This window comes from Paenibacillus taichungensis (genome assembly GCF_013359905.1).
GTDB classification, from domain to species: Bacteria; Bacillota; Bacilli; order Paenibacillales; family Paenibacillaceae; genus Paenibacillus; species Paenibacillus taichungensis.
Genome location: NZ_JABMCC010000115.1, coordinates 676,888 through 703,686, shown reverse-complemented (window position 1 = coordinate 703,686; position 26,799 = coordinate 676,888). Strand labels below are relative to the sequence as shown.

The following is a 26,799-nucleotide window of genomic DNA, read 5'->3' as shown; positions in this document are numbered from 1 at the left end:
AACCATACTGACTCCTTACATACCTGTAATGAGGACTATAATAACAAACAGCTACGACATTATACCAAACAGGAGGAAAAAATAGCATGAACAATTTTGAAACGAATTTACAACAATATGCCGAACTGGCTGTCAAAGTCGGTGTTAATGTCCATCCTGGGCAGACTCTCGTCGTGAACGCACCAATCTCGGCAGCACATTTTGTACGCCTAATCGTCAAAGCTGCTTATGGCACAGGTGCCAAGCTGGTCAAAGTAAACTGGAGCGATGAGGTTATTACACGTCTTCATTATGATCTCGCACCAGAAGAATCCTTCTCTATTGAACCAAAATGGTTTGCAGGAGAAATGACTGAACTCGTAGAAGAAGGTGCCGCCATTCTGCATGTTATTGCAGAAAATCCGGATCTGCTTGCAGGCGTTCCTCAAGAACGCATCGTGACTAGTCAGAAAGTTCGTGGTAAAGCGATGGAGAAATATCGTTCCTATCAGATGGCAGACAAATTCAGCTGGTCCATTGTGGCCGTTCCTTCCCCTGAATGGGCAGCCAAAGTATTCCCTGATCTTCCGGCACAGCAGCAAATTGATAAATTATGGGATGTCATCTTCAAAACCGTTCGCATCGGTGAGCAGGATGCTGTCGCAGAATGGAAAACACATTTGCTGAATCTCGACTCCCGTGCAGATCTGCTTAACAAGAAAAAATACAAAAAACTTCACTATACTGCACCTGGCACAGACCTTACAATCGAGCTTCCTGAAGGACATCTGTGGGTATCCGGTGGCAGCATCAATGAGCAGGGACATGTCTTCGTTGCTAATATGCCTACAGAGGAAGTGTTCACAGCTCCACTGAAAACTGGAGTTAACGGAACAGTTCGCAGCACCAAGCCACTGAGCTATGGCGGCAACCTGATCGACGGCTTCTCCATCACTTTCGAAAATGGCCGAATTGTCGATTATACTGCCGAACAAGGACTCGATTCATTGAAAAGCTTGATTGAAATGGATGAAGGCGCACATTATCTGGGTGAAGTAGCTCTCGTTCCACATCAATCGCCAATTTCAGACACGAATATTTTGTTCTACAACACCCTCTTTGATGAAAATGCATCCAACCATTTGGCTATCGGGAACGCCTATGCCTTCTGTCTGGAAGGCGGCAAAACGATGTCCAAAGAGGAATTGATCAGCCATGGCATGAACTCCAGTCTCACTCATGTGGATTTCATGATTGGATCAGGAGAAATGAACATTCACGGTGTTACTTCTGAAGGTAGTGAAGAGCCAATCTTCCTTCAAGGCAACTGGGCTTTCTAATTTAAAATAGTGTAAATGAGAGAGAGGGTCACTCCTCTCTTTTCCTGCGTATGCGGGGCATTCATGATATGGAGGAACTTGATATGTTGAGTTTTGAACAAAAACTGGATCGTTATGCTGAATTGGCTGTAAAAGTTGGAGCCAACGTTCAGCCCGGACAAATCTTCGTTATCAGCGCGATGATTGATACAGCTGAATTCGTGCGTCTGTTGGTGCGCAAAGGCTACGAGGCCGGAGCAAAGAAAGTTATCGTCAAATATGGAGACGAAACTGTCAATCGACTGCGGTTTGAAATGGCCCCTGAGGACTCCTTCCAAGATACACCGAAATGGCATGCCGCTGAGCTTGAGGAGCTGGCAGCGAACAATGCTGCGTTCTTGACCGTATTGTCATCCAGCCCGGACCTGCTAAAAGGCATCGATCCAGAACGCATTTCCACTCATCAGCGTACATACGGTCAGGCGATGTCCAAATATCGTCAGTATCAGCAGGCAGACAAAATGAGCTGGACAGGAGTAGCCTGTCCTTCGCCGGATTGGGCCGCCAAAGTATTCCCTGACCTTCCCCCTGCTGAGCAGATGAAACAGCTCTGGGAAGCCATTTTTGCTGCTGTAAGAGCTGATCTGGAAGATCCTGTAGCGGCTTGGGAGCAGCATATTGAGCGTTTGGAGCACAAAGCAGTTGCCCTGAACAGCAAAAAATATAAAACTCTGCATTTTGTCTCACCGGGAACCGACCTTACCGTTGATCTTCCTGAAGGGCACATTTGGGCGCAAGCGGGCAGCATTAATGAACAAGGCACTCGTTTTGTGGCCAACATTCCGACAGAGGAAGTATTCACAGCACCAGCCAAATTTGGGGTGAACGGTAAAGTGTCTAGCACCAAACCACTCAGTTATGGCGGAAGTATCATTGATCGCTTCTCTCTTACGTTTGAAAAAGGACGCATCATTGATTTCCACGCCGAAGAAGGTCAAGATACACTAGAAAGACTCATCAATATGGATGAAGGTTCCCATTATCTCGGTGAAGTCGCTTTGGTGCCCTTCCATTCTCCAATCTCGGAAAGTGGTATTCTCTATTACACAACGCTATATGATGAGAATGCTTCATGTCACCTCGCTATCGGTAGTTCCTATGCCTTCAATATCGATGGTGGCAAAACCATGTCAACCGAGGAGCTTGCAGCTCGCGGCATGAACTCCAGCATTACTCACGTAGACTTCATGATGGGATCGCCGGAAACGAATATTTATGGCGTGACAGCAAATGGTGAGCGTGAAGCCATCTTCCTGAACGGTGACTGGGCTTTCTAAGCCATTTGTACCTGTTATTCTGCGATTATTAAGTAACTCATAGAGGCTGCCTACTGACCATGATTTAGTGGTTAGTGAGGCGGCCTCTTTCTATTTCGGCTATACTTTTTCCGCTTCTGTCAGACTAACCTCCCATTGTATCGCTTCCATATAATGTTGTAAAATGAAATGATACCAATGTTTGTGGATTGTTCACCAGAAAGGAGAACATCATGGCCAATCGGCTCCAATTACTCTTAGCCTCAGATTTCCATAATTTGGGCCCGCAGCTTCAAGAAGAAGTGTACTACGAATACTATAATATGGTACATGGTCTCATCGTTTACATCATCAAAGAACGTGCAGCAGCAGAAGATATCATTCAGGAAGCTTTTATTAAAATCATAAAAAACAAACCTCTCTTCGACAACGAAGTCAAACTGAAAGCATGGCTGAAGGTTGTCACACGGAATACCGCCATTAATTATCTGAGAAAAAATAAAAATAACCGTAACCAACTGGATACGGATAGTGTTTTTATAGATATGGAGACAATTAATCAGACGGCCGCTTCCGTGGAGAGCACGGTGGAGACTCAAATGATGCAGGAATCCATCGAATTCTATCTGGAACAGCTTAAGCCGGAATACCGTGTACTTGTGGAGCTACGCTGGAAAGAGGGTCTTTCCTATCGGGAAATGGCCGATCTGCTTGATACATCCGAAGAAATTGTGAAGCAACGTTTGTTCAGAGCCCGCGGAAGTATCAAAAAGAAATTACATAAGGAATGGGGTGGAAGTATTGAGCAAAGGCAAATCCGATAAGCATATTGATTCATTCGATTCAGAGCTGGAAGACGATTTTTTCGATGCCGCGTTTGATATGGCTTTTGACGAAGCCTTCCATCAGGCTGCATCTGCCACCCCTGCTTCCAACACCGAACCTATGCGTCAATCCTGGCTCCGAGTTCAAAAGGAAATTGCCCGGGTTGGCGCACGCAAGAAAAGAATGCGCACCATACGTTTATCTGTTATTGTGGCTGCGTCCGTGACCATCGGCGCCGTCATCTTCAGTATGCCTACCGGGACGCAAGCCGTCTCCCCTTTTGTACAATCGATCAAGGAATGGGGCAATGGGATGAAATCCATTGTTATTGAGGATCGCACTACTCATTTTGGCGCTGATCCGTCGACAGCTAAGACCCCTCCACCTCCTGAACGAGGAGTTAATGAAGCTCCCAAATTCTATTCTGGAGACGAACCAGAAGAGGATGAAGATATTGTTCTCCCCTTCTATGAGACATCACATTTACTTGAACCTATTGTTGTAACCAAGGAAATAGCACGCTCGGGATTTATGGGTGATTTTTTGTTATCAAAAGCGATTCCCGAGCGGTTTACAAAGATCAAATTTGAGCTCATGCTGGATACCCTCAATCCCGTCAATCCGGAAGATTATTACGAATCTCAACGAATGAGGGTTCGTTATAGTGGCGAAGGCAAAAATGGTGAAGAAGAAGTCATTCAGTTTGATTATGCCTATGTTTCGCCTGGTCAGGTCATTGAGGGGCCCATGCTTCGCGAAACAAGTATCGTCAAATTGGCTGATGGCAGCGATGCATTTATGTACCTCGGTCCCCCCTATAATACCTTTCAATGGATGATGGGTTCTGTCAATATGAGCTTATTCGGAACCGTCTCGGAAGAAGAGATGACTGCCATTGCCAACGACCTGCAGGAACAAAAATTTCCAGGTAGTACTCGCAAGTAAATTAAAATAATACATTGCTTGAAATATGTGTTGTCGTCTCAGGCTTGACCCCATCATCGGCCGTGTGAAGACTGACGACTCGATAGTAATAGCCGGTTATCACGGTCCAGCTCGATTGGGCATTCAGGGTCTGCGTTTGGGTTTTCTTCTTGGAACCGGATTGATAGAGAATCCAGGCCGATCCCGTCCAGCGTTCAAGTCGATAATCGACTTGCAGCGATTTCATTTCCGAGAAGGTCGTTGTTGTTGTATTTACAACCGCAGTCAGCCCCCCTCCAGGTATAACAGTCCCCTCTGCCTGATAAATATATTTTGGGGAAGTCAGTGCATGAATACTTGGTTCCAAAGGCGGTGGCGGTGGAGTAAGCGCGTGAGGCTGGATACTTGGACTGGCAACAGCAACCTCTTCGGTTGGTAGCGCAAGAATTATGGGTGCCGTTAGTGCTGCAACAATCATGACTTTCAGCATGGACGTTATTCTTAATTTCCGCATATGTATCCACCCTTCATTTTCCAAATTTGATTTTGTGTAAATATTAAACGGATGTAGTGGTTAGAAGGTTTCAAAAAAAATAAAAGACGCTCCGACTTACATGTCGGCAGCGTCTTTTGGTACTTTGATACTTCTTCGAATGAACACATACAGAATGGATGAAACCTAAATAATTCCATTACGTATCCATAAGATACCGTTGATATGAAATTACTCTCACATGCTTCAGACCAAATGACAGGCTACAAAATGATCCGCTCCAACGTTCCGATACGCTGGAATTTGCTGCTTGCAGATATCTTCTGCCCATGGACAACGCGTATGAAACTTGCATCCAGTTGGCGGATTCACCGGACTGGGGATATCCCCTTTAAGCACAATTCGTTCCCGTTTCAATTTGGGAATCGGCACAGGTACAGCTGATAGCAGGGCTTTCGTATACGGATGCAGTGGATTGCCGAACAACTCATCTCTGGAGGCCGTCTCGACCATGGAGCCCAGATACATCACTCCAATACGGTCACACAGATGTTCCACCACACTCAGATCATGCGAAATAAACAAGTAAGCAAGGCCACGCTCTTGCTGAAGCCGTCTGAACAGGTTGATAATCTGAGCCTGAATAGACACGTCCAGTGCTGATACCGGTTCATCTGCGATAATCAGTTTCGGATTTAAGATCAAAGCTCGCGCAATCCCAATCCGTTGTCGCTGTCCACCAGAGAACTCATGGGGAAAACGATCAATATGATAAGATGACAATCCGCAGGCTCCGAGTACCTCCTTGACGAGATCACGAACCTCGCTTGCGGTAGCCAACCCATGATCCAATACAGCCTCCCCGATCGCATCACCAATGCGAATGCGCGGGTTCAGTGAACTGTAGGGGTCCTGGAAAATAAGTTGAAGCTGCGGACGGATCTTCCGCACTTCCTGCATAGATAACTGATGCAAGTCAACACCTTGAAAACGAATCTGTCCTTCCGTTTTTTCCGTTAATCGCACGATCGTTCTTCCAACGGTGCTCTTGCCACTTCCGGATTCACCCACTAATCCAAACGTCTCGCCTTCATGAATCGTGATGCTGATATCATCGACTGCTTTCACATGGGCTACCGTACGATTTAATAAGCCTTTGCGCACTGGGAAATAGGTTTTGAGATGTTCAATTTCCAATAGAGGTTCAGACATGACTCAATGCCTCCTCATACAGAAAGCATGCAGCCTTCTGACCAGGTCCAAGCTGCTTCAGCGTCGGCATTTGCGTGGTGCATATCGACATACAGTGCTCACAACGATCAGCAAAATGACAGGAATCTTTTAAGGACAGTGGATCAGGTACATGTCCGGGTATCGAATACAATTCATCCTGCCGTTGATTGATAATTGGCTTGGAGCGTAGTAATCCTTGGGTATATGGATGTTTGGGAGATTCAAATAATTGCACCACTTTCCCCTCTTCCACCACTTTGCCTGCATACATTACAACGACATAATCCGCCATCTCGGCTACAACGCCAAGGTCATGCGTAATCATCAGAATGGAGGTTCCTGATTGGGACTTGATGTGTTGTAACATATCCAATATCTGCGCTTGAATGGTCACATCCAGTGCGGTGGTTGGTTCATCCGCGATTAACAGTTTCGGGTTACATGAGATGGCAATGGCAATCATAATGCGCTGCAGCATACCTCCACTCAGCTCATGCGGATAGCTGTTTGCAATCTGTTCGGGACGTGAAATGCCAACTTCGGCAATCAGCTCAACCGCTCTGGCACGAGCCTGCTTTTTACTCATTTTCAAGTGTACAATCAGCGGCTCCATTAATTGCTCACCGATCTTCAGCACGGGATTCAACGAGGACATCGGTTCCTGAAAAATCATGGAGATGTCATTGCCCCGGATGGCACGCAGCGAAGATTTACTTTCCCGGAGCAGATCCCGTCCATCAAAACGGATCACACCTCCTACTACCTTGCCAGCCGGTTCTTCAATCAATCCCATAATCGACATGGCGGTTACACTTTTGCCACAGCCTGATTCACCAACGATGCACACCGTCTCCCCTTCACGTACATTCAGGCTTACGCCGTCCACGGCTTTGACATTTCCTTCTTCTGAGTAAAAATGAGTTTCAAGTTGTTCAATTTCAATCATATTTTGCATGAGGCGTGCTCACCTTCTCTTCTGTTTGGGATCTAATACGTCTCGAAGACCATCACCAAAAATGTTAATCGCAATAACGGTCACGAAAATGGACAGCCCTGGCGGAATCCATAACCACGGATGCTGTTGAAAATCAATCATGTTGTTGGCTGCATCGATCATATTGCCCCATGTAGGCGTTGGGGGCATGACACCCAGTCCAAAAAAGCTAAGTACCGATTCGCTGAGAATGGACCCTCCGATATTCAGAGTCGCCATGACGATGAGAAGCGGAACGATATTGGGCAGAAGATGGTGAAACAGTTTGCGACGGTCACGCAAGCCAAGAACAATAGCGGCCTGCATGAACTCACGTTCTCGCAAGCTTAACATCTGTCCCCGTACCATTCGGGCCATACCGGGCCAGTTGACAAAGCTGAGCATCAACATGACGATATACATTCTGGAATCCGGCGGAACCTTCCAATCCGATAACAACGCGCCGAAAATGAACAGTAGCGGCAATCCCGGGATCGTAAGCAGCAAGTCGGCAATCCGCATAATGACCTGATCAACAATGCCACGATAATATCCGGCGATGGCTCCAAGCAAAGAGCCGATAAATACGGATAGAACCATGGAGGCCAAACCAACAGTGAGCGAGATACGACCAGCCATCAGCACACGGGTAAGCACATCCCTACCAAGCGCATCCGTACCAAGCCAGTGATGAATGCCGGGGCCTTGTTTCATCGCTGTCATATTGATCTTGTTATCGGTATATGGTGAGAACAGCGGTCCAATGAAACAAGCAACAAACATCAACAAAACCACGATGAATCCGCCAACAGCAAGTTTGTTCTTGAGCAGTCTTCGGATCGACAATTTCCATAAAGAAGACTTGGCCGGAACCTTTGAAGGTAAGGTAGCTTCTGCGGCATTTCTCGTTACAGACGATGAAGAGATTGTCATGTTCATAGCCCCCCTATTGCAAACGGACACGCGGATCTGCGATGTGATAGAGCACATCAGACAGCAGCGTTCCAATGACGGTCAGAATGGCGATAAACATGGTAAAGCCCATCAGCAGCGGATAATCCCGTAGCGAAAAGGACTGCATATATAACTGGCCGATACCAGGCCAGCTGAATATTTTCTCAATAATAAGTGAACCACCGAATAAGGACGGCAGCTCGAATCCAATCAGTGTTATCGCAGGCAACAGAGCATTGCGCAAGGCATGGGTGTATAAAACTTTGCTTTCTTTTAAACCTTTGGCTCGTGCTGTGCGAATATAATCCTGCTTGATCACATCAATCATGTTGCTGCGGAAGTAACGGGTAAGTGAGCCTACCCCGAGAAGGGTCATAACAATTACAGGCAAGGTCATGTGTTGAATCACCTCTTTGACATAGGCCAGACCGGTAGCATTACTTCCTGTAGTCATCATGCCGCCTGGAGGCAACCATTTTAGGTCAACCGCCAGCAGTTTGATCAAAAACAATCCGATAAAGAAAGATGGCACGGACATGGCTGCAAATATGCCTATCATCACGAAGGTATCGAACCACGAGTACTGCTTATAGGCAGCGATCACACCGATAATAACCGCGATAAACCAGGTCAGGAATGTGGTCACCGCAGCTAACAGGAATGAATTCCAGATATATTCGTTGAACAGCGAGAGCACTGGCTTTTGTTGTGCCAATGAATATCCGAAGTCCCCGTGTACAGCATTTTTCATCCAGATGAGATATCGTTCGATAACGGGCTTGTCCAGTCCATATAATTCTCGCAGTTCGGCCTTGCGCTCAGGACTCAGCTTAATGTTGCTGGAGATGTAGTCGCCAGGGGTAAGTGCATACAGACTGAAGATCAGAACGGAAGCGGCCAGCAAAATAAGAACCATATATGTCATCCGTTTCACAATGTAAGTGCTCATATCAGGCTCCTTATCAATGCGTCCCCTGCATCTGCGACATCGCAAACACAAGGGACGTTTTGTTTATTTCGGTATTGATGTTTCTTGATTCATACCACCGCTTATTTCAGAGACCATTCCGGCAAGCTGGTTGCAATCCCGCGGTATGGACTGACAGAGAGTCCATCGATCCGACCGTTATAGGCGTAAACTGTTTTTTTGTAACTGGTGAAAATGACAGGCAGCTCATCGTTGAGCAACTGGTACAGCTCTTTGTATACTGTCTTACGCTCCTCAATGTCTGTCGTAGCCAGACCTTTGTTGTACAGCTCTTTCACTTTGGGATTGTCGTAGCCCTTCAGCTCACCATCCACAAATTGCAGTACACCGTCCGAAGGATCCGTTAACATCGGTGTAGAGAAGGAAGCTACATCGTAATCGCCACCCTCCACTTTGGAAACAAGCGAGTTGAAATCAGCGAAGACTTCCGGCTGGAACTGCACGCCAATCGCTTCAAAGTTTTCTTTGGCCACCGCAATGAAGATATCAGTGGCCGGACTCTTCGTTCCGAGGAAATGCAGGGACAACTTCTTCCCGTTTTTCTCACGGATGCCATCCGCTCCAGGCACCCAACCTGCGTCGTCCAGCAATTGATTGGCTTTGTCCGGATCATAGGCATATGGATTAATACCTTCTTCCGTATATGACCAGGAAATAGGTGAAGTCGGGATGTTGGCAACAGCCCCTGCCCCTTGGTTGGCGTCCACATAGATGGACTGACGATCCAGGCCATAGGTGATGGCTTGCCGTACTTCTTTTTCCTGAAGCTGTTCATGCTCCAGATTAAGCTGTAAATATCCGTATGTACTTGGTGTGTAAGGTAGAAGGTTAAGGTATGGGATATTTTTCAGCTTATCGATATTCTCCTGGGTAGCCGTGAACGAAGTGAAGTCGATCTCTCCGGTCTCAATAAACTGCCAGGTGTCTCCTTCCGATGTTTTATATATGAAGTGCTCGGTTTTCGGTTTGCCCTTGTAGTAGAATTCGTTGGCAACGAATCGAACTTCCTGACCCGGAATGAACTTTTCGAGTTTATAAGGACCATTGCCTACAGGTGTTGCATGAAGATTTTTAATGTATTCAAGCTTGCCGAATTGATAGTCTTTGCCGTAGTAGGCTTTGGATAACACCTCTGAGCCCAATGTAAGCAGAGCAGTTGCGTTGGGTTGTTCCAGCGTGACCGAGATCGTTAACGGATCAATGACCTTAATACCCTCGATGTGATCTGCCTTTCCTTTGGTATACGCTTTACCGCCTTTCACCTTGGTGGAGAAAATATCGAATCCACCGTCATACGACTTGTCATGCAGAATGGTCCATGTAAAAGCAATATCATCTGCGGTGAGCGCGGAGCCGTCACTGAACTTGGAATCTTTTCTCAGATGAAACGTGTATGTACGCTGATCGTCTGACACATCCCAGCTTTCAGCGAGATCAGGAACAGGCAATCCTTTCTCATCTACGGTCACAAGTGAAGCAAATAGCAATGAAGCAACGTTGCCATCATATCCACTCTGATGGAAGTACGGTGTGAAAGCCCCACTGGGATCCGTAAGTCCCACAATCACCGTATCCGTTCGTTTTTTTGCCGTCTCAGGTAATTGATTCAGGTCCGTTGCCTGAAAGGGTGCATCCAGTGCTGCTGAAACCGGAGTCGCTTGTGTGCCCGAATTTGTTGTCCCGCTTCCAGCAGTAGTGGTCTCTGCTCCCCCACCTCCAGCACATGCCGATAACACAATCGCACTACTGATGATTAACGATGCCACGGATAAACCTTTCACTCTCATAAAATCCTCCCCAATTCATAAATAATCCATATTTTTCTCGCTCAGCCATTCCTAATTCCCGAAATAATCCAGAATATATATAATTCCTATGAAATTAGTAAGGTATAAGTTCGATAAGCCCTATTATAAGAACCGTATTTGGTTCTGTAAATAGAGAACCACAAAAAAATATTTATATTAAAACCATTAATATCCACTTTAAAGCGATAAAATAGCCGTATGTTTTGCGCGGATTTACTGAATAAATTTCAGTTCGGCCACAACAAACATACGGCTGTATCAGAGGAATACTTTTTTTCTAAAAACCACATTTTGATAAACGTTATTGCTCCAAATAATTCATGACATTCGGTAAAATTTGCTCTAGTGCATGAAGACGAAGTGAATACTCAACCAGGCTCTCTCCTTCAAAATGCGCATAGACCAACCCTGCTCCACGAAGCTTGGAAAGATGGTCATGAGTAATTCCTTTGGAGAGCTTCAAGTGACGAACAATTTCTATGAACGAACGTGGTCCCTGATGCAGAAAACGCATGATTTTCAGTCGGTTCTTCTCTCCCAAGCTGCGAATCACACGCAAATGATGGGTCGGAATATATTCGTGATCTCCCATATACAATCTGGAGGAATAATGGCACAGCAGAGTATCCCCAAAATGCAGGATGACATTTAGCGGTTGAAAATGAAATTGTGGCACAAGCAGTAGTCTATCCAGCCCCTTCATGTCCCGGAACATCAACCCGTTGGTCGCATCGTCGAGTACCTCTTTCTGGGGAGATTGATTTAACTGTTCCTTGCGGTTCAGAACCTCCTGGCGCAGATGCTGCAAGATGGCGGGATCAAGCAAACGAAAATATTGCTCATTCCAGCCGGTTAAGACATAGGTCATCTTGGTCTGGAAAGCAGCGATATCATCCGTATAAGGGAAACTGTACCGACTAAAAATGTCATGAAGGTCAAGCACTGTTCGTTGGCTAAACCATTCAATAAAATCCTCTGGCTCCTCAGCTTCCACTCGCAAACAGACAAGCAGATACATCCATTTCCAATCATCATCCACGTTCATATTTTGTAAGACAGTAGCAAGCTCAGGTGTTAGCTGCCCTTCTGTTTCTTGCGCCCAGGCTATGGATAAATCAATCTTTTTATGCGATTTCCGGCAAATATATGTATGCAAACTGGCCATGAATTCAAATACAGGCGTAAATCCAACCTCAATGCGATAGCTCAATCTCAACCTCTCCTATCTTGCAAAGTCGTTCCATTATACCCTGTTTGCAGCCGTGCATGCTACGATTATAGGGTAAACAAAAAGCCGCACAATGGAATAATCCAGCGTACGGCCTCTCTATAGACTGGAATCTCCTGTCTCCATAAATAATACTTTGGATTAGGCGCCTTCGCCTTCAACCATCAGATCCAGCTTAATCACATTCACACGCGAAATCCGCTTATGTTCGGTCTCTTGAATGACAAAGACATATCCATCATACTCTACCGACTGCCCTACTTCGGGTGGGATGGTGTCTACTCTGGAGTATAACCAGCCGCCAATCGTATCATAATCTGCCCGGTCCATATCCAGACCAAAGCGCTCACTAACCTCTTCAATCAGCATGAGCCCGTCAATAGAGTATTCCATCTCATCCACTTTCTCAATCACCGGACGCTCCTGGTCAAATTCATCTTGAATCTCGCCCACGATCTCTTCCATGATATCTTCAAGCGTTACAAGGCCGGAGGTTCCTCCGTACTCATCAATCAGGATGGCAATCTGTGTCTTGCTACGCTGCATCCGCTTGAGCAGGTCACTGATCGGAGTGGAATCGGGTACTGCGAGAATCGGCCGAATTACCGAGATGGTATCTGTAAGCTGAGATCGCATCAGGTCTTTAATGTGAATAAAACCGATAATATGGTCTTTGTCACCGTTATAAACCGGATAACGGGTACGCATGCTCTCACTGGCAATTTCCAGATTTTCCAGCATGGACTGATTGGCATTCAGGCAGATCATTTCCGTCCGCGGAATCATAATTTCACGGGCGGTTGTTGCCGTAAAATCAAATATATTATCAACAAGCGCCAATTCAGTATTATCAATTAAACCGCTCTTATTGCTTTCTTTCATCAGAATGCGTATTTCATCTTCACTATGCGCTGAGTCATGCTCCGAGGCCGGTGCCATGCGAAACACTCTCAGCAGGCTGTTCGCCATACCATTCAATGCCCATATAAAGGGATACATTAATTTGTAAAAGAACGTAAGCAGCGCCGCAGACCATAACGTAATCGTCTCTGATTTGCGGATAGCCATCGTCTTGGGAGCAAGTTCCCCGAGTACAATATGCAAAATCGTAATAATAACAAAAGCAATCGCAATGGAAATACCGTGTACGTATACCGGACCCATTCCAAATGCAGTAAACATGGGCTCTAACAGGTGAGCAATCGCTGGCTCTCCTAGCCAACCGAGTCCAAGTGAAGCAAGCGTTATGCCCAATTGGCACGCAGACAGATAAGCATCCAGGTTGCGTACAATATTAGAAGCATAAATCGCATTTTTATTACCTGTTTCCACTAAAGCTTCAATCCGGCTGCCACGAACTTTGACCATCGCGAATTCTGCCGAGACAAAGAAACCATTCATCAATACAAGCAAAGCAATTAAAAATAAATTTAATATACTCGGTAAGGGGTCACTCAAATTATCTTCCTATTCGCCGTCATTCCTCGGCAAATAGGTCCACCTCCTTCGAAAATGTAGGATATTTGCCATTCTGCCGCTCATATGCAGTTTCAACTTCCCAATGCATTCACCTCCACCTTCTTCTGTCGAATAACAAGGATATGCTTCTTTTATTATATAATTCTACACTACACAGTCAATCCGTGTCCTATGACAACGAAATGATGCATACGGGCTATTTCGTTAACAAATGTACCGAATGCGCAGTTTTTTTTACGTTTTACTAACAAATATATGCATCTTCTTGCTTACGGTTTAACTTTTCTCTTACGCTCAGTTAATCATTCAGCTATATACTTCCAAATAGAACAACAAATTGATCTCGGAGGTATGTTCATGAAAAGCCATCATGCTATGAAATGGAATGCTCTACTACTTAGCGCGGCTGTTGCAATTACAGCAGTGCCTTGGCAGGTCAATGCTGAACCCGTATCTGCCCAGCAACAGACGGCCCCGGCCGCATTTACCATTTTACCTATTGACCGCGCTCAGATTCTGGCAGGCCAGAAGCTCGATTTCCGAGTTGAATTGAACGGTGCCAAGTTAAAATCGCAAGACATTAAAATCCAGGTTAATGGCTTGTCACCGGACAAATACTTCGGCAAGTCCGGAACGTGGACAAGCAGCTCCGAACTGAGCACAGAATACACCATACGGGATGTTGCCTTCAAAGAGAGTGATTCCATTGTGGTAACCGCCGAGACGACGGCTACAGGCAAGCGTACATATTCACGGGTCGTATACCAAGTGTTCGATCCTTCCAAAGACACGGCGACACTGACAAACGGTGAGCAAGCCAAAAATGTCGTTCTAATGATTGGCGATGGCATGAGTGCCAATATTCGCACCGCCGCTCGTGTTGTATCCAAGGGTATTAACGAAGGCAAATTCAAGGGTTGGCTGGAGATGGAACAAATGGATGCCATGGGCATGGTCACCACCTCTGGCATGGATTCGATCGTCACCGATTCAGCCAATAGTGCTTCCGCTTATGCAACTGGTCACAAAACGGCCGTCAATGCCGAGGGTGTCTACCCGGACAATACACCAGACCCTTTTGACGATCCGAAGGTGGAAAACATCGTTGAGCTGGTGAAACGGACACGTGGCATGGCTACCGGCCTTGTAACGACTGCGGATGTGACAGATGCGACACCTGCTGCAATGGCTGTACATACACGTAAGCGCGGGGAGCAAGAAGCGATTGCGAGCATGTATCTGAATGAAGCCAATCGACCGGATGTTATTCTTGGCGGTGGTCTGGAGTGGTTCCTTCCAGCAGCTGACGGCGGAAAACGCAAAGATGGACGTAATATTGTGGAGGAGTTCAAAAAAGAAGGATATACCTACGTGACAGATGCAACAAATCTGGACAAGTCTGCCTCTACCAAATCATTGCTTGGATTATTCCGCAAAGGCAACATGAACGTATATTATGACCGGGAGTATACTCAGCCTAACAATGCAGAAATTGTGGGCAAGGATACCGATCAGCCAACGTTGATGGAAATGACTGACACAGCCCTTCAAGTGCTGGAACAGAACAAAAACGGATTTTTCCTGATGGTCGAAGGTGCATCGATTGATAAACAGGCTCACACGATGGATTTTGAACGCTCCGTATGGGATGCAATTGAATTCGATCAAACGGTTGGTCAGGTTAAGGAATATGCGAAGAAACACCCGGATACGCTCGTTATCGTCACATCCGACCACGGTCATTCCCTTACTCTAAACGGAACGTATAACACGGAAGCCGCCAAAGGTAAATCGGGTGACGAACTCCGTGAATTGATCGGCACATATGCTGATTCCAAGTTCCCGACGTATGTGGATGCAAACGGTGATGGATTCCCGGACAATCCGGATTCCGAGTGGAAGATCGCTGTTGGCTGGGGCAATATGCCGGATAACAATGAGGATTATCTCGCTAATCCGGTGCCAATCAGTCCTACCATCCAGGACCCTAACGTCAAAGACAAGGCATGGTATATCGCTAACCCGGACAAAGACCCGGACGGTGTTCACTACACGGGTAACCTGCCTCATGATGAAGGCCAGGAAGTCCACACATTCGACGATGTGCCAATCAACGCCTCGGGACCAGGGTCCCACCTGTTCTCCGGCTATCTCGATAATACGGATGTGTTCCGTAAGATGGTAACTGCATTGAAGTTGGATGCGGCCAAGTAGCATAAAGGTTGAACTAACAAAAAGAGTATCCTAGCTCATGCTCAGGCATGGCGGGATACTCTTTTTTCATGATTTTATGGATGATGAGGATTAGCTGGCACGTTAGCTAAGCAATTACCCCTCTACTGCTTCTACTGCTTTTATTTTATTTCTGATGCCATCGCATTCTCTATAGGATCACTACGTTCCCATTAACGGTGTCCCAGCGCCAAGGCGTGTCTTCCTCTTCGCCTATCTGAAGACCACCAATCCAGGAAGTATAAGAAGTATCATGTCTTAATAGTGCCCAGTCTACTTCTCCATTCAGCACCTGAATACCGAGTTCGGTCAAAGACAAGACAGCGTGACGGAATTCATCATGATGCTGCTGGAAGTTAGGAAAAGCTTGTACACCGCTTAATTGAAGTAAAGCATGTGGTTCCTCTGTCATTCTCTTCAGATGAGCCCAGTACTCCAGATCACCCATTCCCAAGATATGCAATTGGTCTCCAACATGCTTGAACAATGGATAAGGACTATTCACGCCCTCTCTTATGGCCTCCAGTGTCGATTGCTCAATTATGCCCAGTCCGTTCAATACAGAAGGCAGACGGGACAGGTGGGCCTTGAATGCAGCATGTGAAAAAGGGAGCACCGATGTATTTTTTAGCAAGTAGTCCTTGTGATCCTGAATGTCAGATGATGCATACGCTGCCCAAAACTCGCTGCCAGCCTGGATTTCCTCCACCCCCATCACGTGCCAGGTACCTGATAAACGTCCAATCTGTGAGGGGGTGAGTTGCCCAAGTCCCCGAAAATGTTCTATGTCTGGATAGTTATCGATGCATAACAGATTCAGCTTTGTATTCTTCAGGTCCTGTTCCCTGAAATAGTGCAGCAAATACGATAGCATTGCCTGATCATAGAGGTCATACTCAAACCACAGGACGATCTCTTCGTGCTGATGGAATGACTTAAGTGTCTGCTCAAGTTCCTTGATTTTCAAGTATTCAGTCTGTGGAATACCCAAGTGATGCTCCAAATATTGTGCTCGTTCACTTCGATCCTTCTCATTCCTCATATTTCTTGTTATCGGTCCAAATGTATAAAGCTCTCGCCAGACCAAAATTTCACCTTGAATCCCGCTTTGTCTTAATCGATCTGCCGCATGGTCACCATTCATAATGTGAAGCATTCCTTTTCCTCCTTCGTATAGATCACTAAATACTGAAATCACATCCGCCACAGGCAATGAACGTCTGAGCCTGGATCTGGCATCATACAACCGTTTCTTCAGAGCCGGAACATTAACCCCGAGAAATTCCGACATTTCCTTGAGCGAGTAGCCCTGAAAATAAAACAGTTCAACAGCAAGCTGCATGGAAGTTGGCAAATTGGAAATCGAATCTCGCAGGAGGCGATGCACCTCTCCTTTCAAAGCCTGTTCTTCAGGATTATGAGCCAGATTCTCTTCCTGAATTACATCCTCAATCTCCAGGACCGGGACGGTGCCATGCTGCTTACGCCTCATTAGACGGTAACACTGTCTCTCCACGATGACTTTGAACCATCCGGGAAAAGCATCAGGGTTGTCCAGTTTGGACAAATTCGCAAAGGCCTCCGTGAATGCCTCTTGTACCACATCTTCGGCCAGGAACGTATCCCCTAATTTTTGATAAGCGACAGCCAGTGCCATCCCGCTAAATTGCGTCACCAGCTGCTCATAAGCCTCGGCTTGCCCCTGGAGTGCTCCATCGATCCATGTCTTCAATATGTTTCGCTCCTTCCTGTGCGCTTGCTGCTTGATGTATTTATCTTTAAGTGCCCTTATTTGAGAAAAAGGTTACTTCTGTTTATGTTAAGTTTTTATTTGATTATGCTCTATATCATCATATAGGAAAAGCTGCCCCGTTTGCGGAATAACATCCGCAATCGAGACAGCTCTGTATGGCCGTATTATATTATGTTCTTTTTTCTGTAAGGATTAGCGTCTGCTTGGTTGTTGCGGATAGTTCCCGATCACACCTGGATATTGATACAACAACGGCTCATCGAATGTAGCATAGTCGAAATTGACCATCAGAAGAATGATCCGTTTTCCAGTGTTCGGGTCACTGATGATGATATGGTCACGACCAGCCGCTTCCAGAATACCTTGGAAAATGCGGGCATTCCATTCTTTGTTACCTTCGTATGTCATGTAGAATGTTCCACATTTGCCCAGATTAAGCCGTAAAATATTTTCAATGTAGGATTGTTCAAACTGTGGCGCAGTAGTGGTTACCACTCCACCCGTAGGTGTCATTGGAGCACCACTTGATACGAGCGGAGGTACGCTTGTGGAACTAGGTGAAACCATGCCTGGTGTTGGGGACATCATTGGCATACCGTTACCAATTTTATATGATGTTCCTTGGACTTGCGAATTGGCCTGTTGGCCCATAACTTGTGTCGGTTGATACGGCTGGTTAATCATAATGATTCCTCCCAAAATTTAATATACGGTTGGACAGTCTTCGCCTGTCGGACTGAAGAAACAATGCGCCTTGAAACGGCCTGTATTTTGCTGGTTATACCAGGTTGGCGGACATTCCCCCACCGGACGGAAAAACCACAGGGAGTTGCTGGCTGGCCAGAAGCGTTCGCCGTTAATGACACGCTGTGCCAAGCGTATTTCCGATGATCTTGCCCGTTGGTAGAAGTACCCTTTTTGCGTAGACTCGAAGCCACCCGGATTCTGAAACACCATTCGATTAATGTCCCGAATATCACCGAAATCCAAGCAATCGCCGAGCACCCGGTTTACACCCACATTGCCTACAAGCAGCATGCCTTGTTCGCCGTCACCTTCAGCCTCCGCTCTCATCAGTCTAGCGAGCAGCTTGACGTCTTCCGAGTTGGCTTTAATAACAGCCATATCCTGTTTCCTCCCTTGTTGAACCTCTTCATCACCGTATATCGTATTGTGCAGATGCCCATTCGGTGACACGATTTTATTTTTTTACCATAAAAAAAACCCGGAACCTCACCCTAAGTGAAGTCCCGAGACATAACATTTCCTATATAACCTGCCTATTCAGGGCTTGGCTTGAATCCAGTAATCGTAAGCATGGACGATATTGCCTTTGTAGGCTTTATACTCACTTAACAGATCTGGAAGCAGTGCCAGCTGGCGTTCCATCTCCGCTGCACCCTTATCATAAAATGAAATATGTTTACCTTCAAAATTCTCTTTCATCTCCACCGAGATCAGGAGTGGTTTACCCAAACGATCCGCGATTTTCATTTCCTGACTGACGACGTCGGCAATTCCATTGGAGCCTTCAGCAATGTTGCGGAATGCCATTAGAGATATGTGGTCCAGTGTTGAGATCATGTATTCACTGACAGTCATGTCTCTTCCCGGTAACGGGAACGTATCGAGCCAAACAGCCAGATCGGCACTCGTTTCCAGATCACTGTCCTTTTTCGTCTCTTCATGGAAATAAGCAATATTGGCAGCCCATTCGGTCAGCAGCGTATCCCGATCATTTTCCCATTCAGGTAAGGTGTACGGTTCAATATCTAGATGGATTCCCTTAAAACGTTCATCCGGTTCGGATTCGGCATTATAATTTTTCACGTAATCGATCAAGCGCTGTATCCGTGGCCGATTTTCCTTTTTACCCCAGATTGGATGACCGCCCATCGCATGAACCTCAATACCTTGAGTCTGAGCACGTTTCACAAAACTGCGATAACTGGAGTACGGTTGATCCAAATCAAGCCGGACGTATAACCAATTAATGTTTTGCGCTTTGGCGAACTCCAGAATGTGATCTCCACCGTCATTCGTAACCTGAGAAGCCTGCCAGATATAGGTTCCTCGGATTTCAGGTTGATTGGATGGATTCTCTGGTAATGGTACTTCCCCTGGCTCCAGCTGCCCCCAGTACACGATGTCATGCACAGCCGAACCTGCATAGGAAGCATGATCTGTGAATGCAGATGCCACTTCACTTAAGACACTCTCCAATTGCGCCGCACCTTTGCCAGCAAAAGTCGTGAACTCTTCCCCAGGCATCGGCTTGGTATTTACGCCAACGGTAATCGAACCACTCCTGGCGTCAGCCCATATCATTTCTTGTTCTACCAAACGTATAATTCCATTGTTTCCTTGCGCGCTGTCACGGTATGCGAGCAGTGTAATATGATCAAATTGTCCGATAAACCAGTGTGACAACGACTCGTTATCCGCATCGTCAGTAGTTCTGCTACCTGTCACCGTGTATGAATCCAACCAAAAAGGCAAGTCGACATTCACTTCAACCGCCCCATTCTGTTTCACCTGTTCCAGCAAGAGCTTCATATTGACAACCCAGGACTGGACGAGCGGCTTGGCATCTTCATTCCACTGTGGCAATACATACGGTTTGATATCCAGATGAATGGCGTCAAAACGCTCTTCCGGCTTAGCAGCCAGGTTATAATTGCTTACCCAGGACGCCAGTTTGAGCATTGGACCTTCACGACCACTCACTGCCCATGAAGGATCTCCGCCAAGTGCTTCAACTGCGATTCCTGCCTTGCTGGCTTTGGATATAAACGTATGATAGACCTCTTCTGACAGATTCATATCCACATTCACATAAAGTCTGTTAATCTTATGTTTAGCCGCATTGTCCAGCAGCTCATTTCCTCCATCACTGACAGACTTGGCCTGCCATACCCAGGCTGCTCGTATATCTGCGTCAGCTTCAGCAGTAGATTCAAAGCCTGTCATTATAATCCCTCCAATCAGCAGTAATAGCCAAAACACTTTCCGGGATGAGTTCCCGAACATATTCTCCCTCCATTCCTGTACTGTGGTAAAATCACATTTATTATAGCAACCGAGTTACCAAAAACAAATAAGCCCAAGTGCTTAACTTGGGCTTATTTCTGCTATGTTTTCAAAAGTTTACAATTGACCGGAGAAATCCCGGTACTAGTCCTCATATATCATTTTTCGGGTCATGCCCCCATCAATAATCAGGTTGGTCCCTGTGACAAAGGTATTGCTCGGATCGGACAAATACAAACAAGCACGGGAGATATCCGAAGGAACACCTACACGTCCTGCTGGGTGCTGTTCATGGTCCTCTGGCTTCAATTTTTCAACATTGCCTGTCTCAATCCATCCCGGACTGATACAATTGACCCGAATTTTGTCCTTACCCAAGGAGACCGCCATCGCATGTGTCAACGCCACGATAGCTCCCTTGGATGCAGCATAGGCCTCTGTTTCTGGCTCTGACATAAACGCACGTGTTGAGGCCATGTTTACAATCGCTCCACCATTTTCGTTGTGCTTCATATGTTTGGCCACTTCCCGGCTTGCGAGAAAGCAACTTCGCACATTGGTATTGAGTATATCGTCCCACTCTTCCAGCGTTAGCTCATAGGGAGATTTCCATCTGGAGACACCCGCATTGTTTATGAGCACATCAATTTGTTTGAATTCATCCATTGTCGTTTGAATGAGGTTCGTTATATCCTTCTCTTGACGTACATCGCATTGGACAAAGATGGCTTCTCCACCTTCATTGCGAATCGAAGCAGCAGCAGCAGCCCCTTCCGCTTCCTCATAGTCTGCAAGTACGACTTTAGCCCCTGCAACTGCATAGGCCTCAGCAACACTTCGACCGATTCCTTTGGCTGCTCCCGTCACAACCACGACTTGATCTGTAAATGACATCATCATTTCCTCCTCTATTGGGATGGTCCATTCATCATATAAGTCTACATCAACTCACCGAATATGGACCATAAATTGAATAAAGTCTCTTCTTATATAGAAACCCGTTAGCCCCATTAAGAAACGCTTGTCCGTAATAGAAATTAAAAAAAGCTTACGCCACTATGGCGCAAGCCAGCCGGTTTATCCGCGTACACGCTCTGAATACAAACGATTGTAGCGTTCAAAGCCTACATAACGCGTTCCCTTGAAAGAGAGTCGACCTTCATCTCCCTCGGCGCACAAACCGTACTCATCACCATTCACTTTGAATTCGAGCCGATCCCCGCTCTCCACTTCAAAAGTAATGTAATAAAGCGTACGGGCTGTACTTCCTGGTTCGGAGTGCGACTGACTCATCTGCATTCTCCTGCTGGTAATACGTGAAGGTACAGTAAGCAGAGGCTCTGAGTTATTACGCCCCCATCTCCACACTTCTTTCCCTACCGACAGAAGAACAATACCTATAATCAGGACAAATACTACCGGAAAGACGGTTCCAAAAAAATCAAACATCCAGGATGATTCAATGCCCATGTCTCTCCCCTCCGTTCATCAAACCTAGGACAGCCGGAGTCTTGACCCGTCTCCTGTAATATATATGCACGTTAACACGGAACTTGTTATTCGGATCCAAATCCAATATGTCGAAGGGAAAAACCTCCGACTGCACTTGTAGCGCCAGTAACACCAGTCGGATCCGTTGGACCTGTACGCCAGCTCCGCTCCCGTTACTCCAGACGCCTATCGGCCCGAATGGTCCTGCTTCGCCTTGAGGGCCTACTGCTCCCGCTGGACCTTGTGGTCCTGGAATGCCCTCTACACCTAGTATTCCTTGGATCGCCTGTAAGCCTTGGGGACCATTTTCTCATCTAGACAACTCAGTCAAGACATCTCCCTATAAACATAGTTTAATGTACGTGTGTAGTTAGATGGAGGTATGGACAAAACAACTATTATTAATCTGTTTCCAACAAAAAAAGGCTACTGACATGGTAGTTTAGCTCATTAGGGGTACTAAAACACAATCAAAAAAACGCTGATAGCGTTATGCTGTCAGCGCCTTTTTTGTTTTCTACACTTTAAGCGTACATCAGATCCATATATCCGCGTGTTACTTCTCCACCATCCGTCTGCTCAGGCTCATCTGCCTGTGCGTACTTCGCCATGCAGGCTTTGACTTCTTCCTCAGTAGTGCAACGGTTGGCATCATCACATGTGTAGCATAATTGGAGCATATATCTGGTTAACTCGTCCGCCTGCGTGAATTGAGCTTGTTCATTCGTTCTCATGTTCATCACTCCCATCTCTTCTTGAATTCAATATAACATCATTTGAAGGGATTTATTGTGATTTAATTCACAAAGTAATTAAAATGAAAAGAAACCCGGAGGTTCCTCTTCTAAACAAGTTCTATTCAACCACAATTATAGTACTTTCCAACGCACACCGCCGTCTACGGTTTGCAGCAACAGTGATCTTTTGGCATCTGTATTTTCGACCAAAATCCAGCCTAGTTTTGAAGAAACCATTTGGAGCTTGACGATCTCTGGGTACTCTTTAAGAATGTTTTCCAATACTTCACTTGTAGGAAGTGCTTTCCAAGTCTTGCCGGCATCTTTGGTGTAATAAGTCTTGCCTTTCTGCATGACCCACCCTTCCAAAGAATTCAGAAATGTGGGAGTCAGACCGCGATTGATTCCGGTTTGTTTATTCAGACTAAACGTTGATAACTGCCAACTCTCTCCACCATTGGTGGTGAAAAATCCGTTGAATTTGGTGCTCTCCCCCTGAGAACAGGATATCGACATCCAAGCTGTTTTAGCTTCCCGTCCAAAAAATTGTGGCGAGCTGATGTTAAAATTACCACACCCGTTAAATTTGTTTCGGTCAAAGAATGACGGACCCGCCTTCCAATGCTGGCCCCCGTCCGTTGTAACGTACAATTTCGGCGTACCGAACTCTAGAGCGGTCAAGAACCCGTGATCCGAGTCCGAGAACGTCATCCCAGTTGAATAACCCCGTGTGGGGATCTCTGCAGATGCTGGTTTGCCGTCCTCGTCACTGGAGGTCATCTGATTCCAGGTAATACCGCCATCTTCGGTAAGATACAGTTTCTTGTCTTGCTTGCCAATGGAAGTATCCACTGTTGTCAGTATCCAGCCTTTTTCAGGAGAAACAAATGTGATGGCCGTCACCTTATCCGTTTTGGACAAAGAGGACAGGCTCCAGCTAGCTCCTCCGTTGTTCGTGCGCAGCACCATCGTATCTGTTCCGCCCATTCCTTCACGAACAATCCATCCATGTGTACTATCTACAAAATAAATGCTTTGTCCATATTGCGGATTAGCCGGAAACTGAACATTTTCCGAAGGTGAAATATTGGTCCAGGTACTTCCCTGATCCTGAGTATAATACAAACGCAGGGCGTTCCGCGTCACTCCCCATGCTAATCCACCGTTACCGTTAAGCAGCTGAAAATCGGTTAAACGGGTCTGAATTTGATATTTGGCTGTATCCGCAGCTTGTGTACTGTTTGCGGGGGGAACAACGGTTAAAGTCTGGCCCATATTCCCGTTATCTTCTTGCTCCTGCGGCGGTTCTGCCACCGGGGTCTCTCCCGAATCGGTGCAAGCCGCCAGCAGAGCAGCTATACTGATAGACAGCAATGCTGTCTGCGCGATTTTGATCCATTGCGAACGCAAGTGGTTTCCACCTCTCTCATCCAATAAGCAGGCGCGCATGCCTGTCCATTCATGTTGTTTTTACGATTCATCTGAATCCACTGCTCCTATTCTACCACAAACGATGTCGAAAAGGTTCATCTCCACTCTCTGGAAGCAGATAGCGATCTTTTTGCTGCATCTGTTTCTTCTTTAAAACAGAAACCAGGTTTTCGACGAAATCTTCTGCAAAAAGACATGAAATGTGAAAAAGTTTATAGACATGGCTCGCTTTTCGAACGCTTATCCCTTAATATGGATGGAAGTATACCCCAAAAAGGAGAGGATATGAAAATGGTAAACAGTGCAGCGCTCAAACCAAGTCGTGTCGTTATTGTAGGCATGGGTGCGGTGGGAACAACAACGGGATACACGCTGATGTTAAGACAGCGTTCGTCCGAGTTGGTATTTGTGGATGTGAATCATGATAAGGCTACCGGCGAAATGCTGGATATGAATCACGGTCTCCCATTTACTGGGGGCGTTAAAGTATGGGCAGGCGATTACTCCGACTGCAAAGACGCAGACATCATTATTATTACTGCGGGTGCTTCCCAAAAACCAGGAGAGACTCGCATTGATTTGCTGAAGAAAAATGCAAGCATTTTCAAAGAGATCATTGAACGTATTACTGAAGTTAATTCCCATGGTATTCTTTTGATTGCAACGAATCCTGTAGATATTTTGTCCTATACTTCTTGGAAACAAAGCGGTTGGCCCGCTTCGCGCGTGATTGGTTCTGGTACGTTGCTGGACAGCGCACGTTTCCGTTACCTTATTGGTAAAAACAAAGGAATTGATCCACGCAGCATTCACGCTCATATTATCGGGGAGCATGGCGATTCTGAAGTACCGGTGTGGAGCCTCGCCAACGTTGCTGGAACGAATCTGGATCTGGATGAAGAAACACAACAGGATATCTTTGATCGGACCAAAAATGCGGCTTATGAGATTATTAATGCCAAAGGAGCCACTTCCTATGCAATTGCGCTCGCTTTGGACCGTATTGTGGCTGCCATTCTGGGCAATGAAGGCTCCGTACTGAACGTTTCCACATTGCTGGAAGATTACAATGGCGTATCCGATGTATATTTGGGTGTTCCATGTGTAGTTGATCGCAACGGTGTGCGCGAGATTCTTCCACTTCCTTTGAATGAGACAGAGAAAGTCGCTTTCCAAGCCTCTGCCAACAAATTGAAGGAACAGATTGCCGGACTGGAGTAAATCCAAATCGAGCGTTTGACTAATCACGTTATTTTATCATGAGCAATATCGTTAAGATTGTATAACTAAAGGATCACCTGTATCTTCGTTATGAGGATGCGAGTGGTCCTTTGGTCTTAATATAAATAAGTATTAATAGTTGCCTGCAAAATGAGCTAGCATAGCTTACACTATTGTATATCGTTAAGTTTCAATTGAAGGTCAATCTCTGGCTAGAATATCACCCTATTTCATATGGAAAAGAAAAGTATACATTGATTTCAAATTTAAGTTAACATAATAATTATTCTGTATATATATACTGCTTAATTATTTTATTGTTTTTGATCACCTCTCATATTTCCATTAAATGTATTAATACTCCTCTACCATAAAATCACAAAAAAACCTGTCACGTAGACAGGTTTCTCTATCATTACTTTCTTCTATTATATAAACGAAGCTTCTCTCTTACATATCAGCCGCAAACGCAGGAAGTTTGACATCCAGCAAGGCCATCGCTTCTTCCTTCTCGCGGCTGGTTACGTGGGTGTACACTGTGGTGGTTTGAATGGAGGAGTGACCCAACAGCTCCTGAACCGTTCGCAGATCTGCTCCGCGTCTAAGCATCATGGTCGCAAATGAGTGACGCAGTTTATGACTGGAGTAGTTCACACGCTGATTGGATGCTGATTCCTGCTGAAAGCGTTCAAAAGTTTCGGTTGATATAAGCTGAATACTGCGTATCGACAATCGTTTCCCCTTTTGAGACACGAATAATGCCTCTTCTTTCGCCCGCCATGGATCCAGCCGCTCCTGAAGAGCCTGGGATAACAGTTCGGCAACGATCTCAGGCACAGGCAATGTACGCCATTTCCGGCCCTTACCGAATACATCCAGTGTGCGCCGTTCCGCATTATAGTCTTTGCAGTTCAAGGCATGCACCTCTCCGACCCGCAATCCCATGTATCCCATGAGCAGAAAAATAGCCAGGTTTCGTGTACGGTACTTACCCTCAACCGATTGCAAAAATCGTTCCAAACCGCTTTCATCAAGGAAGACGGGGGCCCGATTTTGCTCGGTTTTGGATTTCTTGATTCCGAAAGCTGGGTTATTGGTCACCAATTCAAGCTCAATCAATGACTTATAAAAACAGTTCACCGCTGCGTGTTTCCGATTCCGTGTCGAGTCACTGACCCCTCTTTCTCGAGCTCGGGACAAGAAGGATAACACATGAAGTTTTTTGACCTGCTCCAGTGACTTTCCATGAATAGAGACGAGAAATTCAGCAACGTCACCTGTGTATGATTTTACCGTATGTCCCGTGTAGCCCGCATCTTTCATCCATATATGAAAAGCTTCAAGCTCATCGGCGTATTGCTCCTGAATTTCTTCGGTCATCATCT

The 26,799-nt window shown here is 46.0% G+C and carries 23 protein-coding genes; 6 read left to right on the top strand and 17 right to left on the bottom strand.

Features of this window, described 5'->3' with window-relative positions; all coding sequences use genetic code 11:
* Positions 1-86: 86 nt before the first annotated feature.
* From HP548_RS22285 to HP548_RS22270, 4 genes are all read left to right on the top strand, one after another.
* Positions 87-1,319 carry an aminopeptidase gene (locus HP548_RS22285; RefSeq protein WP_175382884.1) on the top strand — a complete coding sequence of 411 codons (1,233 nt, stop codon included), beginning with the start codon at positions 87-89 and terminating at the stop codon, positions 1,317-1,319.
* Positions 1,320-1,402: 83 nt separating this feature from the next.
* Complete coding sequence (locus tag HP548_RS22280) at positions 1,403-2,635, top strand: aminopeptidase (RefSeq protein WP_175382883.1); 1,233 nt, start codon at positions 1,403-1,405, stop codon at positions 2,633-2,635.
* A gap of 212 nt (positions 2,636-2,847) precedes the next feature.
* On the top strand, positions 2,848-3,438 hold the full coding sequence (locus tag HP548_RS22275) for an RNA polymerase sigma factor (RefSeq protein ID WP_076288627.1): 591 nt from the start codon (positions 2,848-2,850) through the stop codon (positions 3,436-3,438).
* Positions 3,416-4,384, top strand: a complete 969-nt coding sequence (locus HP548_RS22270) for a hypothetical protein (RefSeq protein WP_099853973.1) — start codon at positions 3,416-3,418, stop codon at positions 4,382-4,384. The genes HP548_RS22275 and HP548_RS22270 overlap by 23 nt, the downstream gene beginning before the upstream one ends.
* Position 4,385: 1 nt before the next feature.
* On the opposite strand, the gene HP548_RS22265 is transcribed toward HP548_RS22270, so the two are convergent.
* From HP548_RS22265 to HP548_RS22230, 8 genes are all read right to left on the bottom strand, one after another.
* The gene (locus tag HP548_RS22265) at positions 4,386-4,877 is read right to left on the bottom strand and encodes a hypothetical protein (protein WP_076288625.1); all 492 of its coding nucleotides are present in this window, start codon (positions 4,875-4,877) and stop codon (positions 4,386-4,388) included.
* A 225-nt stretch (positions 4,878-5,102) separates the two neighbouring features.
* Positions 5,103-6,068, bottom strand: coding sequence for an ABC transporter ATP-binding protein (locus HP548_RS22260; protein WP_076288624.1), 966 nt, complete (start codon positions 6,066-6,068; stop codon positions 5,103-5,105).
* Positions 6,061-7,044 (bottom strand): ABC transporter ATP-binding protein, encoded by a 984-nt coding sequence (locus HP548_RS22255; protein ID WP_175382882.1) that lies wholly within the window; start codon positions 7,042-7,044, stop codon positions 6,061-6,063. The genes HP548_RS22260 and HP548_RS22255 overlap by 8 nt, the downstream gene beginning before the upstream one ends.
* A gap of 9 nt (positions 7,045-7,053) precedes the next feature.
* Positions 7,054-7,995, bottom strand: a complete 942-nt coding sequence (gene opp4C, locus HP548_RS22250; protein WP_099853979.1) for an oligopeptide ABC transporter permease — start codon at positions 7,993-7,995, stop codon at positions 7,054-7,056.
* Between the two features lie 13 nt (positions 7,996-8,008).
* The gene (locus HP548_RS22245; RefSeq protein ID WP_063563946.1) at positions 8,009-8,965 is read right to left on the bottom strand and encodes an ABC transporter permease; all 957 of its coding nucleotides are present in this window, start codon (positions 8,963-8,965) and stop codon (positions 8,009-8,011) included.
* Positions 8,966-9,066: 101 nt separating this feature from the next.
* Entirely contained in the window at positions 9,067-10,791 is a 1,725-nt protein-coding gene (locus tag HP548_RS22240) for an ABC transporter substrate-binding protein (RefSeq protein ID WP_175382881.1), read from the bottom strand.
* A gap of 322 nt (positions 10,792-11,113) precedes the next feature.
* Positions 11,114-12,022, bottom strand: a complete 909-nt coding sequence (locus HP548_RS22235; RefSeq protein ID WP_246318159.1) for an ArsR/SmtB family transcription factor — start codon at positions 12,020-12,022, stop codon at positions 11,114-11,116.
* A gap of 159 nt (positions 12,023-12,181) precedes the next feature.
* Positions 12,182-13,498 (bottom strand): hemolysin family protein, encoded by a 1,317-nt coding sequence (locus tag HP548_RS22230; protein ID WP_175382880.1) that lies wholly within the window; start codon positions 13,496-13,498, stop codon positions 12,182-12,184.
* A 378-nt stretch (positions 13,499-13,876) separates the two neighbouring features.
* On the opposite strand from HP548_RS22230, the gene HP548_RS22225 reads away from it, so the two are divergent.
* A complete protein-coding gene (locus HP548_RS22225) occupies positions 13,877-15,733 on the top strand; it encodes an alkaline phosphatase (RefSeq protein ID WP_217504777.1) in 1,857 nt (618 codons plus the stop codon).
* 169 nt (positions 15,734-15,902) lie between these two features.
* On the opposite strand, the gene HP548_RS22220 is transcribed toward HP548_RS22225, so the two are convergent.
* From HP548_RS22220 to HP548_RS22185, 8 genes are all read right to left on the bottom strand, one after another.
* Positions 15,903-17,483 (bottom strand): sigma-70 family RNA polymerase sigma factor, encoded by a 1,581-nt coding sequence (locus HP548_RS22220; RefSeq protein ID WP_175382879.1) that lies wholly within the window; start codon positions 17,481-17,483, stop codon positions 15,903-15,905.
* Between the two features lie 213 nt (positions 17,484-17,696).
* A complete protein-coding gene (gene gerQ / locus HP548_RS22215) occupies positions 17,697-18,188 on the bottom strand; it encodes a spore coat protein GerQ (protein ID WP_076288616.1) in 492 nt (163 codons plus the stop codon).
* A gap of 18 nt (positions 18,189-18,206) precedes the next feature.
* Positions 18,207-18,629 carry a cell wall hydrolase gene (locus HP548_RS22210; protein WP_076288615.1) on the bottom strand — a complete coding sequence of 141 codons (423 nt, stop codon included), beginning with the start codon at positions 18,627-18,629 and terminating at the stop codon, positions 18,207-18,209.
* A gap of 159 nt (positions 18,630-18,788) precedes the next feature.
* Entirely contained in the window at positions 18,789-20,474 is a 1,686-nt protein-coding gene (locus HP548_RS22205) for a hypothetical protein (protein ID WP_246318158.1), read from the bottom strand.
* A 204-nt stretch (positions 20,475-20,678) separates the two neighbouring features.
* Positions 20,679-21,428: an SDR family NAD(P)-dependent oxidoreductase gene (locus HP548_RS22200; RefSeq protein WP_175382877.1), complete on the bottom strand. Its 750-nt coding sequence runs from the start codon at positions 21,426-21,428 to the stop codon at positions 20,679-20,681.
* A gap of 183 nt (positions 21,429-21,611) precedes the next feature.
* Positions 21,612-22,004: a DUF2500 domain-containing protein gene (locus HP548_RS22195; RefSeq protein ID WP_062319566.1), complete on the bottom strand. Its 393-nt coding sequence runs from the start codon at positions 22,002-22,004 to the stop codon at positions 21,612-21,614.
* 545 nt (positions 22,005-22,549) lie between these two features.
* Positions 22,550-22,759: a hypothetical protein gene (locus tag HP548_RS22190; protein WP_024632043.1), complete on the bottom strand. Its 210-nt coding sequence runs from the start codon at positions 22,757-22,759 to the stop codon at positions 22,550-22,552.
* Positions 22,760-22,894: 135 nt separating this feature from the next.
* A complete protein-coding gene (locus tag HP548_RS22185; protein WP_175382876.1) occupies positions 22,895-24,172 on the bottom strand; it encodes a WD40/YVTN/BNR-like repeat-containing protein in 1,278 nt (425 codons plus the stop codon).
* Between the two features lie 312 nt (positions 24,173-24,484).
* On the opposite strand from HP548_RS22185, the gene HP548_RS22180 reads away from it, so the two are divergent.
* A complete protein-coding gene (locus tag HP548_RS22180) occupies positions 24,485-25,414 on the top strand; it encodes an L-lactate dehydrogenase (RefSeq protein ID WP_063564963.1) in 930 nt (309 codons plus the stop codon).
* Between the two features lie 450 nt (positions 25,415-25,864).
* Here HP548_RS22180 and HP548_RS22175 read toward each other — a convergent pair whose 3' ends face one another.
* Positions 25,865-26,797 (bottom strand): tyrosine-type recombinase/integrase, encoded by a 933-nt coding sequence (locus HP548_RS22175; RefSeq protein ID WP_175382875.1) that lies wholly within the window; start codon positions 26,795-26,797, stop codon positions 25,865-25,867.
* Positions 26,798-26,799: the final 2 nt, after the last annotated feature.

Coding starts and splice junctions, on each gene's coding strand:
- HP548_RS22190 (WP_024632043.1), bottom strand. CDS start 22,759: ATGAGAACGAATGAACAAGCTCAATTCACGCAGGCGGACGAGTTAACC.
- HP548_RS22260 (WP_076288624.1), bottom strand. CDS start 6,068: ATGTCTGAACCTCTATTGGAAATTGAACATCTCAAAACCTATTTCCCA.
- HP548_RS22210 (WP_076288615.1), bottom strand. CDS start 18,629: ATGGCTGTTATTAAAGCCAACTCGGAAGACGTCAAGCTGCTCGCTAGA.
- HP548_RS22285 (WP_175382884.1), top strand. CDS start 87: ATGAACAATTTTGAAACGAATTTACAACAATATGCCGAACTGGCTGTC.
- HP548_RS22240 (WP_175382881.1), bottom strand. CDS start 10,791: ATGAGAGTGAAAGGTTTATCCGTGGCATCGTTAATCATCAGTAGTGCG.
- HP548_RS22255 (WP_175382882.1), bottom strand. CDS start 7,044: ATGCAAAATATGATTGAAATTGAACAACTTGAAACTCATTTTTACTCA.
- gerQ (WP_076288616.1), bottom strand. CDS start 18,188: ATGATTAACCAGCCGTATCAACCGACACAAGTTATGGGCCAACAGGCC.
- HP548_RS22195 (WP_062319566.1), bottom strand. CDS start 22,004: ATGGGCATTGAATCATCCTGGATGTTTGATTTTTTTGGAACCGTCTTT.
- HP548_RS22275 (WP_076288627.1), top strand. CDS start 2,848: ATGGCCAATCGGCTCCAATTACTCTTAGCCTCAGATTTCCATAATTTG.
- HP548_RS22265 (WP_076288625.1), bottom strand. CDS start 4,877: ATGCGGAAATTAAGAATAACGTCCATGCTGAAAGTCATGATTGTTGCA.
- HP548_RS22200 (WP_175382877.1), bottom strand. CDS start 21,428: ATGTCATTTACAGATCAAGTCGTGGTTGTGACGGGAGCAGCCAAAGGA.
- HP548_RS22205 (WP_246318158.1), bottom strand. CDS start 20,474: ATGACAGGCTTTGAATCTACTGCTGAAGCTGACGCAGATATACGAGCA.
- HP548_RS22245 (WP_063563946.1), bottom strand. CDS start 8,965: ATGAGCACTTACATTGTGAAACGGATGACATATATGGTTCTTATTTTG.
- HP548_RS22280 (WP_175382883.1), top strand. CDS start 1,403: ATGTTGAGTTTTGAACAAAAACTGGATCGTTATGCTGAATTGGCTGTA.
- HP548_RS22225 (WP_217504777.1), top strand. CDS start 13,877: ATGAAAAGCCATCATGCTATGAAATGGAATGCTCTACTACTTAGCGCG.
- opp4C (WP_099853979.1), bottom strand. CDS start 7,995: ATGACAATCTCTTCATCGTCTGTAACGAGAAATGCCGCAGAAGCTACC.
- HP548_RS22175 (WP_175382875.1), bottom strand. CDS start 26,797: ATGATGACCGAAGAAATTCAGGAGCAATACGCCGATGAGCTTGAAGCT.
- HP548_RS22180 (WP_063564963.1), top strand. CDS start 24,485: ATGGTAAACAGTGCAGCGCTCAAACCAAGTCGTGTCGTTATTGTAGGC.